At 70.1% G+C, this 14026-nt stretch carries 17 protein-coding genes; 10 read left to right on the forward strand and 7 right to left on the reverse strand.

The genetic code is table 11. The annotated features are described in order from the left end of the window. Positions 1-72 precede the first annotated feature (72 nt). The 3 genes from N7925_RS23855 (at position 73) to N7925_RS23865 (ending at position 2189) form a co-directional block, all read left to right on the forward strand. The gene (locus N7925_RS23855; RefSeq protein ID WP_265601489.1) at positions 73-921 is read left to right on the forward strand and encodes a phosphatase; all 849 of its coding nucleotides are present in this window, start codon (positions 73-75) and stop codon (positions 919-921) included. Between the two features lie 83 nt (positions 922-1004). Further along, on the forward strand, positions 1005-1439 hold the full coding sequence (locus N7925_RS23860; RefSeq protein ID WP_265601490.1) for a YdeI/OmpD-associated family protein: 435 nt from the start codon (positions 1005-1007) through the stop codon (positions 1437-1439). Positions 1440-1649: 210 nt separating this feature from the next. Continuing rightward, positions 1650-2189, forward strand: coding sequence for a DUF6461 domain-containing protein (locus N7925_RS23865; RefSeq protein WP_265603988.1), 540 nt, complete (start codon positions 1650-1652; stop codon positions 2187-2189). Between the two features lie 232 nt (positions 2190-2421). Here N7925_RS23865 and N7925_RS23870 read toward each other — a convergent pair whose 3' ends face one another. The 3 genes from N7925_RS23870 to N7925_RS23880 form a co-directional block, all read right to left on the reverse strand. Next, on the reverse strand, positions 2422-3396 hold the full coding sequence (locus N7925_RS23870; RefSeq protein WP_265601491.1) for a cation diffusion facilitator family transporter: 975 nt from the start codon (positions 3394-3396) through the stop codon (positions 2422-2424). A gap of 103 nt (positions 3397-3499) precedes the next feature. Beyond that, entirely contained in the window at positions 3500-4381 is an 882-nt protein-coding gene (locus N7925_RS23875; protein WP_265601492.1) for an acyl-CoA thioesterase, read from the reverse strand. A 19-nt stretch (positions 4382-4400) separates the two neighbouring features. Further along, positions 4401-5558 carry an acyl-CoA dehydrogenase family protein gene (locus N7925_RS23880; RefSeq protein WP_274345102.1) on the reverse strand — a complete coding sequence of 386 codons (1158 nt, stop codon included), beginning with the start codon at positions 5556-5558 and terminating at the stop codon, positions 4401-4403. A gap of 235 nt (positions 5559-5793) precedes the next feature. Between N7925_RS23880 and N7925_RS23885 the strand changes: the two genes are divergently transcribed. The 4 genes from N7925_RS23885 (at position 5794) to N7925_RS23900 (ending at position 9729) form a co-directional block, all read left to right on the forward strand. Further along, positions 5794-6135, forward strand: coding sequence for a DUF5713 family protein (locus tag N7925_RS23885; protein ID WP_265601493.1), 342 nt, complete (start codon positions 5794-5796; stop codon positions 6133-6135). An 82-nt stretch (positions 6136-6217) separates the two neighbouring features. Then, positions 6218-6637 carry a helix-turn-helix transcriptional regulator gene (locus N7925_RS23890; RefSeq protein ID WP_097867123.1) on the forward strand — a complete coding sequence of 140 codons (420 nt, stop codon included), beginning with the start codon at positions 6218-6220 and terminating at the stop codon, positions 6635-6637. A gap of 10 nt (positions 6638-6647) precedes the next feature. Further along, positions 6648-7061, forward strand: a complete 414-nt coding sequence (locus N7925_RS23895) for a VOC family protein (RefSeq protein ID WP_026290780.1) — start codon at positions 6648-6650, stop codon at positions 7059-7061. A gap of 271 nt (positions 7062-7332) precedes the next feature. Continuing rightward, complete coding sequence (locus tag N7925_RS23900; RefSeq protein ID WP_265601494.1) at positions 7333-9729, forward strand: excinuclease ABC subunit UvrA; 2397 nt, start codon at positions 7333-7335, stop codon at positions 9727-9729. 30 nt (positions 9730-9759) lie between these two features. On the opposite strand, the gene N7925_RS23905 is transcribed toward N7925_RS23900, so the two are convergent. Both N7925_RS23905 and N7925_RS23910 read right to left on the reverse strand, forming a co-directional pair. Next, positions 9760-9981, reverse strand: coding sequence for a DUF397 domain-containing protein (locus N7925_RS23905; RefSeq protein ID WP_274345103.1), 222 nt, complete (start codon positions 9979-9981; stop codon positions 9760-9762). Beyond that, positions 9914-10774 (reverse strand): helix-turn-helix domain-containing protein, encoded by an 861-nt coding sequence (locus N7925_RS23910; protein ID WP_274345104.1) that lies wholly within the window; start codon positions 10772-10774, stop codon positions 9914-9916. The genes N7925_RS23905 and N7925_RS23910 overlap by 68 nt, the downstream gene beginning before the upstream one ends. Positions 10775-10907: 133 nt before the next feature. On the opposite strand from N7925_RS23910, the gene N7925_RS23915 reads away from it, so the two are divergent. The 3 genes from N7925_RS23915 (at position 10908) to N7925_RS23925 (ending at position 12555) form a co-directional block, all read left to right on the forward strand. Continuing rightward, positions 10908-11252, forward strand: coding sequence for a hypothetical protein (locus N7925_RS23915; protein ID WP_274345105.1), 345 nt, complete (start codon positions 10908-10910; stop codon positions 11250-11252). 51 nt (positions 11253-11303) lie between these two features. Continuing rightward, positions 11304-11870 (forward strand): YciI family protein, encoded by a 567-nt coding sequence (locus N7925_RS23920; protein ID WP_265601498.1) that lies wholly within the window; start codon positions 11304-11306, stop codon positions 11868-11870. Positions 11871-11964: 94 nt separating this feature from the next. Continuing rightward, positions 11965-12555, forward strand: a complete 591-nt coding sequence (locus N7925_RS23925) for a GNAT family N-acetyltransferase (RefSeq protein ID WP_265601499.1) — start codon at positions 11965-11967, stop codon at positions 12553-12555. Here N7925_RS23925 and N7925_RS23930 read toward each other — a convergent pair. Together N7925_RS23930 and N7925_RS23935 are read right to left on the reverse strand one after the other, a co-directional pair. Then, positions 12542-13459 carry an alpha/beta hydrolase gene (locus tag N7925_RS23930; protein WP_265601500.1) on the reverse strand — a complete coding sequence of 306 codons (918 nt, stop codon included), beginning with the start codon at positions 13457-13459 and terminating at the stop codon, positions 12542-12544. The genes N7925_RS23925 and N7925_RS23930 overlap by 14 nt on opposite strands. A 129-nt stretch (positions 13460-13588) precedes the next feature. Next, positions 13589-13867, reverse strand: coding sequence for a DUF1905 domain-containing protein (locus tag N7925_RS23935; RefSeq protein ID WP_265603989.1), 279 nt, complete (start codon positions 13865-13867; stop codon positions 13589-13591). Between the last annotated feature and the right edge of the window lie 159 nt (positions 13868-14026).

A 14026-nucleotide genomic window follows, 5' to 3' on the forward strand; every position in this document is an offset into this window, starting at 1 on the left:
GAACACCCGGCACACCCGTCCGTCGGGCAAGACACCGGGCACGCCCCGCACACCGGACGGCACAATGGGTCCATGCCGATACCCAGCCGCGCCGCCCTCGTCGACCACCTCGTCCGTACGCGTATCGCGGGGGACGTCGCCACGCCACGCGACAACAACCTCTCCCACTACCGCAAGCTCGCCAACGGCGACCGCCACTACTGGCTGGGCCTGGAGCTGGGCGACCGCTGGACCGACGAGCAGGACGTGCTCGCCGTGATGGCGGAGCGCTGCGGCGTCAACGACGACCCGGCGCACCGGCAGGGCCAGGACACCATCGACCCGGAGCTGACGGTCGACGCCCTGGAGCGGATGGCGGCCCGGCTGCGCAAGGCCGCGGACGGCCGCGAGCGGGTCCTGTTCGCCACCGGGCACCCCGGCGGCATGCTGGACGTGCACCGGCAGACGGCGGACGCGCTGCGCCGCGCCGGCTGCGAGATCGTCCGCATCCCGTCCGGGCTGATGGCGGACGAGGGCATGGTCTTCCAGTTCGCCGACGTCGCGATGCTGGAACGCGGGGCGACCCTGTGGCACACCCACTCCCCGGCCCCGATGGCCGCCATCCTGGACGCCATGGCCCACCTGGGCCGCCCGCTGCCCGACCTGGTCGTCGCCGACCACGGCTGGGCGGGGTGTGCGGGACAGCGCGGGCTGGACGCGATCGGCTACGCGGACTGCAACGACCCGGCCCTGTTCCTCGGCGAGGCGGAGGGCACCCTCCAGGTCACGGTCCCGCTGGACGACCACGTCACCGACCCGCGTTTCTACGACCCGATGACGGACTACCTGCTGCACGCGGCGGGGTTGCTGGAGGAGGAGCGGGGGGAGGAGCCGGTGGAGTCCGCGGAGCCCGTGGAACCCGCGGAGGAGCCCGCCGCGTAGGGGGCGACGAGGGCCGGCGATGAGTTTCGGGCCCGGCGGGCGTCTTCACTGACACGACGCGGACGTAACGTAAGGGGCAGGCCATGAAGTTCAGCACGACGATGTTCCGGACCGGGAACAACACGGGCATCGAGGTGCCGGAGGCCGTGGTCGAGGCCCTCGGCGCAGGAAAGCGCGCCTCGGTGAACGTCAGGGTGAACGGGTACGGGTACCGCTCGACGATCGCCCCGATGGGCGGGCGATACCTGATCCCGTTCAGCGCCGACAAGCGCGCGGAGACCGGCATCGGCGGCGGGGACGCCATCGAGGTGGAGCTGACCCTCGACACCGCGTCCCGCACGGTGGAGCCGCCCGAGGACCTGGCGGCGGCGCTGGCCGCGGCCCCCGGGGCGGCGGCAGCGTTCGCCGCGCTCTCGCCCAGCCGGCAGAAGGCGTACGTCACGTCGGTCGAGGGAGCGAAGGCGCGGGAGACGCGGGAGCGGCGGATCGCGAAGACGGTGGCGGAGCTGACGGCGTAGGGATCTGGGGCCGGTGGCGGAGCTGGCGCCGTGAAGTGCTTGTTCGAGAACCCGAAGAGTCCCCGGACCGTGGCGGCGCTGATCGTGAGGATAAGAGTGTACGAACCGCGAGCTCTGTGAAAGCGTCGCTTGTCGTACAAACTCAGAGTGCGGGGGATGCTGGTGACTGGTTTGGGCTGGATGGTCGGAAAGGATCTTCCGTTCGTGAGCATGACGTTCGTGAAGGGCATCACGGCCTGGCAGCTCCTGGAACGGATGGGTGCCGATGCGGCGACCGTGGCCGTCCGGGATCAGGAGGACTTCCACGACGAGTTCGAAAGCCTTCTTTTCGAGACGGACGGCTACGTCGTGAGTGCCGGCCAGTGGGGTAACTGGGCGTGGGTCTGGGAGCATTCCAGCTGGCGCTGTTTCGACGACCCGCAGCTGTTCAGCGACATCTCAACGGGATCGGCCGGCGTTTTTCTGGCTTGGGGCGAGGGCCCGGCGGAGTTCATGTACGCAGAAGACGGTCAGTTGCTCAGCGCGTTCAGCTGGTACGCGACGACGGAGCTGAGGGATCTGGTAGGGGGTGCGCCCTCGCGTTTTGACTCCGAGTTGCGGAAGCACGGTGCGGACCCGGATACCGGAGACTACGGCCCCTTGACTCCACGCGAACTGTACCTTCGGCTCGCGGAGGAGGTGGGTGTCGGGCTGGCTGCGAATGACTTGCTCACCGAGCCAGTTCTCAGCGCCCAGCTCACTCCTCCGTAGGGCTGCGGCCGTCTGGCTTCCTGGAGCAGTTCGGTCGTATGCTGCCTCGGGTCAGGCGCCGGGTCATCACTGTGACGAGTGACCAGGTCAGGTGTGCTTCCCAGCGCTGGGGGAGACGTTCGTCGTCGCGGACGTTGCGGCGGGCTCACAGGATGCAGCCGAGTGTGTTCCATCTCCCAGCGGCGTGCAGGAGCACGAAGCCCTTCGCACCGCGGGGCCGATGCCGCAAGCCTCAGGGGCCGGGGTGCTGCTGCCGCAGCCGCTGCGCCCGCCCCGGCGTCGGGTCCAGATAGACCCGCCGCACCGACGGGAACCGCTCGCGCAACTGGGCTTCCGCCTCCTCGCAGGCCCACTCGACCTCCGTGGCGGTGGCCATGTCCCGGAAGTCGATCTTCGCGGCGATCAGGATCTCGGACGGCCCCTGGATGAGCGTGGTCAGCTCCAGTACGTCCACGATGTGCGGCACCGACAGCAGCTCCTCGCGCACCCCGGACCGCATCGCCGGGGGCAGCGGCCGCCCGATGAGCAGCTGCGCGTTGGTGCGGCCGAGCACCCAGGCCACGTACACGAGCAGCAGGCCGATCAGGCAGGAGGCGATCCCGTCCCAGACCCCCGAGCCCGAGAGCTGCCCGCCGAGCAGTCCGCCCGCCGCCAGCAGCAGCCCGATCAAGGCCGCCGAGTCCTCCATCACGACGGCCTTCACCGCCGTGTCCGGGGTGTGGCGCAGGTAGTACGCGTCCGGCACCCGCAGCCGTGACGCCTCGCGCCGCACCTGCTTGACCCCGGTGCGCAGCGAGTAGCCCTCCAGGAGGAAGGCGACGCCGAGGACGAGGTAGGAGACGAGGGGGTCGCCCAGCTCCTCGCCCTCGACGAGGGTGTGGATGCCGTCGTAGAGGGAGAAGACGGCCCCGCCGACGAAGGTGGCGATGGAGGCGAGCATCGCCCAGATGTAGCGCTCGGGGCCGTGGCCGAGCGGATGGTCCTCGTCGGCCGGCTTCCCGCTCCGCTTGAGCGCGGCGAGGAGCATGACCTCGGTGACGGTGTCGGCGACCGAGTGGGCCGCCTCGGAGAGCATCGCGCTGGAGCCGCTGATCAGCCCGGCGACGGCCTTCGCCACGGCGATGCCGAGGTTGGCGACGGCCGCCACGATCACCGTGAACGTGGACTCCCCACCATCGGTCCCACTGTCCGCTTTCGCGTCGCTCATGGTGGGGAGTATGTCCGAAATGGCGCTTCAGATGGCGCTCATCCCCGGGGACGCGACATCCCCGGGGCTTTTCCGGGGCCTTCCCCGGGGACGGGGCGCGTCATCACCGGGGAACGCGGACGACGCCTTCCTGGATGACGGTGATCGCGAGGCGTCCGTCGGCGGTGTAGATGCGGGCCTGGCCCAGTCCGCGACCGCCGGAGGCGGAGGGCGACTCCTGGTCGTACAGCAGCCACTCGTCCGCCCGGAACGGCCGGTGGAACCACATCGCGTGGTCCAGGCTCGCGCCGACCACGTCCCCGACCGCCCAGCCGCCCCGCCCGTGGGCGAGGAGCACCGAGTCGAGCAGCGTCATGTCGGAGACGTAGGTCGCCAGGCAGACGTGGAGCAGCGGGTCGTCCGCGAGCTTGCCGTTCGTGCGGAACCACACCTGGGACCGGGGTTCGCGCGCCTCGCCCACCGTGCCGAACGGCGGCGCGTCCACGTACCGCAGGTCCACCGCGGCCCGCGCCTCGATCAGCCGGTCCACGACCTCCGGATCGCTGAAGCGGTCGGCGTACCGGGGCAGCATCTCGGCGGCCGTCGGCAGGGTCTCCGGGTCAGGGGCGGCGGGCATCGGCGCCTGGTGGTCCATGCCCTCCTCGTACGCCTGGAAGGACGCGGAGAGGTGGAAGATCGGCTGCCCGTGCTGGACGGCGACGACGCGGCGGGTGGTGAAGGACTTCCCGTCGCGGATGCGGTCGACGCTGTAGACGATGGGCGCGCCGGGGTCGCCCGCCCGCAGGAAGTACGCGTGCAGGGAGTGGGCGGCCCTGTCGGCGGGGACGGTGCGGCCCGCGGCGACGAGCGCCTGGGCCGCGACCTGGCCGCCGAACACCCGGGGCACGACCGCGCTGCGGCTCACGCCCCGGAAGATGTCCCGCTCGATCCGCTCCAGGTCGAGCAGGTGGAGCAGATCGAGCAGGGGATCGGGACTCTCGTTCATGGACGGGAAGGTAACCCCTCTACAGGCCCATGGACTTGGCGATGATCGACTTCATGACCTCGCTGGTGCCACCGTAGATGCGGTTGACCCGGTTGTCCGCGTACAGGCGCGCGATCGGGTACTCGTTCATGAAGCCGTAGCCGCCGTGCAGCTGGAGGCAGCGGTCGATGACGCGGTGGGCGACCTCGGTGCAGAACAGCTTCGCGGAGGCGGCCTCGGCCGCCGTCAGCTCTCCGGCGTCCAGGGCCTCCAGCGCGCGGTCGGCGACGGCCTGGGCCGCGTCCACCTCGGCCTGGCAGGCGGCCAGCTCGAACTTGGTGTTCTGGAACGAGGCGACCGTCTTGCCGAAGACCGTGCGGTCCTGCACGTACTCCTTGGCGAACCGGACGGCGGCCGCTGCCTGGGCGTACGCGCCGAAGGCGATGCCCCAGCGCTCGGAGGCCAGGTTGGTGCCGAGGTAGCCGAAGCCCTTGTTCTCCTCGCCCATGAGGTCCTCGACCGGGACCTTGACGTCGACGAACGCCAGCTCGGCGGTGTCCGAGACGCGCAGGCCCAGCTTGTCGAGCTTGCGGCCGACCGAGTAGCCCTCGGACTTCGTGTCGACGGCGAAGAGGGAGATGCCGAAGCGGCGGTCGTCCTCGCGGGGGGCGGCGGTGCGGGCGCAGACGATCACGCGGTCGGCGTGGACACCGCCGGTGATGAAGGTCTTGGACCCGTTGAGGACGTAGTGCGTGCCGTCCTCGGAGAGCTTGGCGGTGGTCTTCATGCCCGCGACGTCGGAGCCGGTGCCCGGCTCCGTCATCGCGAGGGCCCACATCTCCTCGCCGCTCGCGAACTTCGGCAGCCAGCGCTTCTTCTGGTCGCCGGTGGCCAGCATCTTGATGTACGGGAGGCCGAGCAGCGTGTGCACGCCGGAGCCGCCGAAGGAGACGCCCGCACGGGCGGTCTCCTCGTAGATGACGGCCTCGTACTTGTGCGAGTCGATGCCCGCGCCGCCGTACTCCTCGTCGACCTCGATGCCGAAGACGCCCAGCTCGCCCAGCTTGAGGTAGAAGTCGCGCGGCGCCTGGCCCGCGGCGAACCACTCGTCGTAGACCGGCACGACCTCGGCCGCGATGAAGGCGCGGATGGTCTCCCGGAACGCCTCGTGGTCCTCGTTGAATACCGTACGGCGCACGGGATGCCTCCTAGGTCGGCAGTCGATTCGATCGCGTCGTTCTCGGCTAAGCGCTTGCTCAGACTTCCCTCGAAGTTACCCGCCGGTTGTGGTCGCTGTCCAGGGTGATGCTCGGCACGCGGAAGCCGGCTGCGCACCGGACCCCCGCCACCCGCGTGCGGCCCCATTGTCAGTGGTGTGGGGGAGTATCGGAACGACGGCGATGGAACGTACGGAACGCATGGGGGAGACCACCGTGACCATCACGAACGAGCAGCTGGCGCAGTACAGGTTCCTGGCCCTGCTGTACGAGGACGACTACTTCCCCGACCACGTCCTGGACAAGGGCACGGCGGTCCTGCGAGCCCTGTGCGAGCGGATCGAGGCCGAGAAGCCCGCGGACCTCGCCGCCCTGTACGCCCTGACCGCCGCGCCGACCCGGGCCTTCAACGACCTGGAGGCGGAGTTCGAGGCGGCGGGGAGCGAGATCGAGACGGTCGCCCGCGAGGAGATAGGTGAGGCCTTCTGGACCATCGCGACGGCGTACGGCTTCACGGACGCGGACCCGGAGAAGCTGATCGCCGAGCGCGAGTGGTGACCGGGCCCCGCTTCCGCGGGAGGGGCCGGGCACCGTCGGCCGTGGGAGGGTGAAGGGGTTGGGAGGGGTGAGGGGTGAGGCTGTGAGGCTGGAGGACCTGGCCCGGTTGCGTCGGGCCCGCGACCGCATGGACCGCGAGTACGCCGAACCGCTCGACGTGCCCTCGCTGGCCCGTGCCGCCCTGATGTCGCCCGGCCACTTCTCCCGCAGCTTCCGGGCCGCCTTCGGCGAGACCCCGTACAGCTATCTCATGACCCGCCGCATCGAGCGGGCCAAAGCACTGCTGCGCCGGGGCGACCTGTCGGTCACGGACGTCTGCTTCGCCGTCGGCTGTACGTCGCTGGGCTCGTTCAGCTCCCGCTTCACGGAGCTGGTCGGGGAGAGCCCGAGCGCCTACCGGGCCCGCCCCCACGACGCGGGCGAGACCATCCCGGCGTGCGTCGCCAAGATGCTCACACGACCGGTCAGGAATGGAGAAGCGGATCGCAAGCCCCGCCCGTAGCGTGAAACGCATGAACATCAACCTCTCGCAGTGCTTCATCGCCGTCGACGACCACGACAAGGCCCTCGCCTTCTACCGCGACGCCCTGGGCATGGAGGTGCGCAACGACGTCGGATTCGAAGGCATGCGCTGGGTGACCGTAGGGTCCCCCGCACAGCCGGACGTGGAGATCGTCCTCGAACCCCCGCTCGCGGACCCGAACGCCCCGGAAGCCGACCGCCGGACCATGGCCGAGCTGCTCGCCAAGGGCATGCTGCGCGGCGTCATCCTCTCCTCCGAGGACGTCGACGCGGCGTTCGAGAAGGTCCGCGCGGCGGGCGGCGAAGTGCTCCAGGAGCCGATCGACCAGCCGTACGGCGTCCGCGACTGCGCCTTCCGCGACCCCTCCGGCAACATGCTCCGCATTACCCAGGCCAAGAAGTAGCACCAGCCCGTGACACCAGCCCGTGACACCAGCCCGTGAGGGGCCGGGGCCGGAACAGGCCCCGGCCCTCACGCACGATCAGTAGGCTCCGCGCACCAGCGGGCCGCCCGTACCAGCCGCACCACTTGCCACGAGCCGCACCACCCGACCCGCCACGAGCCGCACCAGCAAGGCCCCCGCACCCAACGGCTCCACGCACCAGCGGGTCCCACGCACCAGCGGGTCCACGCACCAGCAGGTCCCGCGCACCAGTAATGGAGAGACGACGAGCATGGCTCCGCGAACGAAGACCCAGCAGCCGCCCGCGCCGCACGCCGCCGACAGCCACGACCTGATCCGTGTGCACGGTGCGCGGGAGAACAACCTGAAGGACGTCAGCATCGAGCTTCCGAAGCGCCGGCTGACGGTGTTCACCGGAGTCTCCGGCTCGGGCAAGAGCTCGCTGGTCTTCGCCACGATCGCCGCGGAGTCCCAGCGGCTGATCAACGAGACCTACCCCGCCTTCGTCCAGGGCTTCATGCCCACGCAGGCGCGACCCGACGTCGATGTCCTCGACGGGCTGACGACCGCGATCATCGTCGACCAGCAGCGCATGGGCAGCGACCCCCGCTCCACGGTCGGCACCGCCACCGACGCCAACGCCATGCTGCGTATCCTCTTCAGCCGGCTGGGCAAGCCGCACATCGGCCCGCCCGGCGCGTTCGCCTTCAACGTCCCCTCGGTGACGGCGAGCGGCGCGATCACCGTCGAGCGGGGCAACAAGAAGGCGGTCAAGGCGACCTTCAGCCGCACGGGCGGTATGTGCAACCGCTGCGAGGGCCGCGGCTCGGTCTCCGACATCGACCTCACCCAGCTCTACGACGACTCCAAGTCGATCGCCGAGGGCGCGTTCACCATCCCCGGTTGGAAGTCGGACAGCTGGTGGACGGTGCGGACGTACGCGGAGTCGGGCTTCCTGGACCCGGACAAGCCGATCGCCAAGTTCACCAAGAAGGAGATGCAGGACTTCCTCTACCGGGAGCCGACCAAGGTGAAGGTCGAGGGCGCGAACCTCACCTTCGAAGGGCTGATCCCCAAGATCCAGAAGTCGTTCCTCTCCAAGGACCGCGAGTCGATGCAGCCCCACATCCGGGAGTTCGTCGACCGGGCGGTCACTTTCACCACCTGCCCCGAGTGCGAGGGGACCCGGCTCACCGAGGGCGCCCGCTCCTCGAAGATCGACAAGGTCTCGATCGCCGACGCCTGCGCGATGGAGATCCGCGACCTCGCGGAATGGGTCCGCGGTCTGGACGAACCCTCGGTCGCCCCGCTCCTCGAAGCCCTCCAGCAGACCCTGGACTCCTTCGTGGAGATCGGCCTCGGCTACCTCGCCCTGGACCGCCCGTCGGGCACCCTGTCCGGCGGCGAGGCGCAGCGCGTCAAGATGATCCGCCACCTCGGCTCCTCGCTCACCGACGTCACCTACGTCTTCGACGAGCCCACCATCGGCCTGCACCCGCACGACATCCAGCGCATGAACGACCTCCTGCTGCGCCTGCGCGACAAGGGCAACACCGTCCTGGTCGTGGAGCACAAGCCCGAGGCCATCGCCATCGCCGACCACGTGGTCGACCTCGGCCCCGGGGCCGGCACGGCGGGCGGCACCGTCTGCTTCGAAGGCACCCTGGAAGGACTCCGCGCCTCCGACACCGTCACCGGCCGCCACCTGGACGACCGTGCCGTCCTCAAGGACGAGGTGCGCAAGTCCACCGGCGCGCTGGAGATCCGGGGCGCGACCTCGCACAACCTCCACGACGTCGACGTCGACATCCCGCTCGGAGTCCTCACCGTCATCACCGGCGTCGCCGGCTCCGGAAAGAGCTCGCTCGTCCACGGCTCGATCCCGGCGGGCGAGAACGTCATCTCGGTCGACCAGAGCCCCATCAAGGGCTCCCGCCGCAGCAACCCGGCGACGTACACGGGCCTCCTGGAGCCGATCCGCAAGGCCTTCGCCAAGGCCAACGGCGTGAAGCCGGCCCTGTTCAGCGCCAACTCCGAGGGTGCCTGCCCCACCTGCAACGGCGCGGGCGTCATCTTCACCGACCTCGGCATGATGGCGAGCGTCTCCAGCCCCTGCGAGGACTGCGAGGGCAAGCGGTTCCAGGCCTCGGTGCTCGACTACCACCTGGGCGGCCGCGACATCAGCGAGGTCCTCGCGATGTCGGTCGCCCAGGCCGAGGAGTTCTTCGGCTCCGGCGAGGCGGCCCTCCCGGCCGCACACAAGATCCTCGACCGTCTCGTGGACGTCGGCCTGGGCTACCTGAGCCTCGGCCAGCCGCTCACCACCCTGTCCGGCGGCGAACGCCAACGCCTGAAGCTGGCCACGCACATGGCCGACAAGGGCGGCGACCGCCAGGTCCTCGTACTGGACGAACCGACCACCGGCCTGCACCTCGCGGACGTGGAACAGCTCCTCGGCCTGCTGGACCGGCTGGTCGACTCCGGAAAGTCGGTGATCGTCATCGAGCACCACCAGGCGGTGATGGCCCACGCCGACTGGATCATCGACCTCGGCCCCGGCGCCGGCCACGACGGCGGCCAGATCGTTTTCGAGGGCACCCCGGCCGACCTGGTGGCCGACCGCTCCACGCTGACAGGCGAGCACCTGGCGGAGTACGTGGGGGCGTGAGGCGCAGGGACCTTTCCGCCTGTCCTTCGGTCAGGCGGAGAGGGTCCCGCGCTTGACCGCGTCCACGAAGGAGGTCCACCCGGCGGCGGGGACGAGCAGGGCGGGCCCGCCGGGGACCTTGGAGTCGCGGACGGGGACGGCGGTGGGGTGGTGGTCCTGGACTTCCAGGCAGCTGCCCGACTCGCTACCGCTGTAGGAGGACTTGCGCCAGCGGGTGGGCGAGACGTTGGTCGGGATGCTCCGCCTGGCCATGTTCTCTGTAGCCCCTCGCTGTTGCCTTCACCACTGCCAAAGAGTCGTCTCGTGACAGGGAGTCGCTCAGGGAAAGAGCGTAACGGCTCTGAAGTGCCTCGACTACGGCTGGCGAGTCGTGCAACTTCCCTACCCGCACTCCCTCGCTGTAGGCCACTGGCGGCTGGTCATCGAACCACATCAACGTCAGCATGCTTTCCAGTAACGAGTGGAACCCGATCGACATGGGAAGCACGTGCGTGCGGATGAGCTTTGCTTCGGTGAGCTCGACGATGTGGTCCAACTGCTCCGCCATGACCTTCGGTCCACCGATCGGGCGCCGGAGCGATGCTTCGTCCAATATCGCCCAGACCACAGGTGGCTTGGCACTTTGGAAGACCTTTGCGCGATTCAGCCGTGCGACGACGGCCTTGTCACACTCCGTCGGGCTCAACGGTGGGAACGCCATGCCGAGGACGGCGCGTGCGTACGCCTCGGTCTGGAGGATGCCCGGAAGGAAAGACAGGGCGAACTCGCGGATCATTGTCGCCTGCTGTTCGAGGTGTCGCGCCGCGCCGAAGTAGTCCGCGAGGACTCCGTCATCCTCCGCTCCCGGCCGGAAGCTCGTGAGCACATTGCCCGTCCCCAGCGCCTTGTCCAACCGCCGGGCGTCCTCCTCGCTCGGCATGCGACGCCCCGCCTCGATGTGCGAGATATGCGACCGCGTCATCAACGCCAGGTCCGCGAGCTGCTGCTGTGTCAGCCCGGCCGCCTCTCGCTGGGCCTTTAACCATTCGCCATAGGTATTACTCACAGCCAACTCCCGTGCGACGAACGCGGTGTCACCACAAACCCTCTGGCGAGCCTAGCCTCGCTGCTCGCACGCTGTGAGTGGATCGCTACGCAGCGAAGAATTCACCCCCACCGTGCACGGAGTTGACGCCCTCATGAACGAACAGCCCCATAACGCCGCACGCCTGCTTCCTTGGGCCGGAACGGACGGCAGGCCCTGCTACGTAGTCGGCGACGGCGGCGGCAAGGTCTCGCGTGAGGCCGACAAGGTCGAGGCCTTGCAGCTCGGCATGGCGTACGAACTCCTGGACCACGCCGACGACATGGTCGCGGACGACGGGTCCACGGCCGTCCAGCTCCGCCATGTCGCCGCCGCCCTGGCGCACTCCCTGCGGGACGTCCACCGGGTCGCCCGGAGCCGGGGCCTGAGGCTGGGGATTCCCGACGCCTTCGGGCCCGGTCACCCGTCGGGCCCGGGGCTGGTCCGGCTGCGGCCGTGAGGCGTGGGCGGTCGTCCGGTCACGCTCCGGGCGCTCCGATACCGTGGCGGCATGCCGTTCTACGTTCATGCTGAGGACCAGCCGGATGTCGCCGACCAGTTGATGGAGCTGTCCGAGGAGCACTGGTCCTACATGGACCGCTTCGACAGTCGGCTGATACTCCGCGGACCCACCCTGTCCGACGACGGTGAGGAGCACACGGGGAGCGTCCACGTCGTCGACCTCGCCGACCGTGCCGCCGCCGAGCGGTTCGCGACCGAGGAGCCGTTCTGGAAGGCCGGTCTCTACCGGGCGTTCACGGCGGTCGCAACGGTGGTGCTGCTGCGCCGCGAACCGGCGGCGGATGCCCCGTACACGCTGATCACCGCCCGGTGGCCTGCGCAGGACCGAGCCCCGGGCCCGGTCGAGCAGCGGCTGCTGGGCGCGGAGCCGGACGGGCGACTGAGCTTCGTGGCTGTTCTGGTCGACGACGAGGGAGCCCGCACGACGGGAGTGGTCGCGGCCGTGCAAGCGTTCCCGGACGAGGCGCAGAGCCTGGTCCAGCCGTTCGCGGATCAGCTCGCCGGTGGACCCACACCCCTCGGTGCGCAGCGCTGGCAGCGCGGCGGACGCTCCTGAGGGGCCGGGGTGAACCCCTGGATCAGTCGTCGTGAAGACCGGGCCCGGGCTGGTCCGGCTGCGGCAGTGAGGGGGCGCGGGTGACGATGGGGTCATGACCCGCGTCCTGTCGACACCGCCCGCGATGATCTCCGGCTGCCTCGCCGCAGCTCCGCAACCCGTGGTCCCGGCAACGGCCGGCGGTGGCCTGCTGCTGCGCCCCTGGGAACGGAGCGACGCGGCGGCGTTCCTCTCCGCCTACCGGGACGAGGAGACCCGCCGCTGGCACACGCACCGGCCCTCGACCGAGGCCCAGGTCCGGGAGTGGTTCGAGGGATACCGGCAGGACTGGGAGCGGGAGAAGGGCTGCCACTGGGCCGTTGCCCGTGACAGCGGCGAGGTGCTCGGCCGGATGGCGTTGCGCGGCCTGGACTTCGACGACGGTGTCGCGAACGTCGCGTACTGGGCGCTCCCGGCCGCACGCGGCGCGGGGGTCGCCTCCCGCGCGCTCGCGGCGGTCAGCGCGTGGGCGCTGGACGACATCGGCTTCCACCGGCTGGAGTTGGACCACTCGACGCGCAACCACGCCTCGTGCAGGGTCGCCACGAAGGCCGGCTACCGCCTGGAGGGCACCAAGCGCGACGCGGCCGTGCATGACGACGGCCGGCACGACATGCATCTGCACGCCCGGGTCAGGGGCGACTGATCGTGTCGCGCAGCCAGGAGTGGATGCCGCTGAACGCCGTTGCGGCCAAGGTGGTGGGGTGGCCGGTGAAGCCGTGGGGCGACTCGGGGTAGACGCGCAGTTCCACGTCGTTGCCGGCCGCCGACAGCCGGCCCGCCAGCGTCAGGTTGTCCTCCAGTAGGACGTCCTCGCTTCCCACGACCAGCAGGGCCGGGGGAAGCCCGCTCAGGTCGGCGTAGAGGGGCGAGATGTCGGGAAGGGTGCGGTCGGCGACCTGGCCGACGTAGGCCTGGATGAAGTACTCGTCCGCGATGCGACGGCCGCCGGGGGTCTGTGCGCTCAGGTCGTAGGTGCCGAAGCGGAGCGCGGCCCCTGCGAACCGGTCGGCGAGGCCCCGGTCGCGCAGCCGGAGCAGGGTCGCCAGGGCGAGGGTGGCCCCGGCCGAGCTTCCGCCGATCGCGAGCCGGGAGGTCCCGAAACGGGCCTCGGCCTCTTCGACGAGCCAGAGCGCAACCGCCGCGCAGTCGTCGGGCGCGGCCGGCCAGGGGTGCTCGGGCGCGAGCCGGTAGTCGACGCCGACGACCGCGATGCCCAGGGCGTCCGCGAGCTCGCGGTGGCGTTCGTCGCCCTGCGCCGCGGAGCCCATGTAGAAGCCGCCGCCGTGGATGCCCAGGTAGACCGCCCGGGGCGGGCCGCCGGCGGGGAGGAAGATCCGGACCGGGACCCGTACGCCGGCGGCTTCGACCGTCTCTTCGACGGCAGGCGGCACGGCGGCACGAGGAGCGGGCTTCTTCGCGCGGGCCTCCTTCAGCTCCTCGTACGAGCCGGGCCCGCGGCCTGCCACCCTCGACCGGTAGAAGGCGCGAGCCTCGGCAACCTGCTCGGCCGGCACGTCGACCAGCAGTGCTTCCAGCGCGAATCGCACGCGTCGCTCCTCATCCGTCGTCCTGGCTGACCCAGCCTGCCGGCAGCCAATGTAGCGGCGGATCGTGGGGCGCGGTTCGTCACCGCCGCGGTGATCGCCGCTGTCACGGCAGGGCGACCGATCCGGAGGTCAAGCGTCCGCCCGCTCCTCCAGGAGGACGGTCACGCTGTCCCCTTCCTCCTTGCCGATCGCCTTGCGTACCTCGGACTTCACCGGCAGCTTGTGCGTGCCGTCGCCCAGGGCCATGAACGAACTGCGGAACGGATGCCCGTCGATGGTGCCCCTGACCTTCACCAGGCCGCGGGTGCCGAAGAACTCGGCCGACTCGGGCCACACGACGTAGGTCCAGCCGCCCTTCTCCGGACTCTTCCGCAGGGTCGCGGTGAACTGCTTGTTCAGCTTGTTCATCGTGCTGTTCATCGTGGATACCGCCTGTCCAGGAGCTCTCGACGAGAAGGAGGCTGTTGCCGCCCACCAGTAGGACCGAGGCGGTCCGGGAAACTCATCGCGGCCACGACGACCGCTGGACCCTGTACGACCGCTGTTCATGACATCTGTCATGAACAG

The sequence above is a fragment of the Streptomyces sp. CA-278952 genome (genome assembly GCF_028747205.1).
GTDB lineage: Bacteria > Actinomycetota > Actinomycetes > Streptomycetales > Streptomycetaceae > Streptomyces.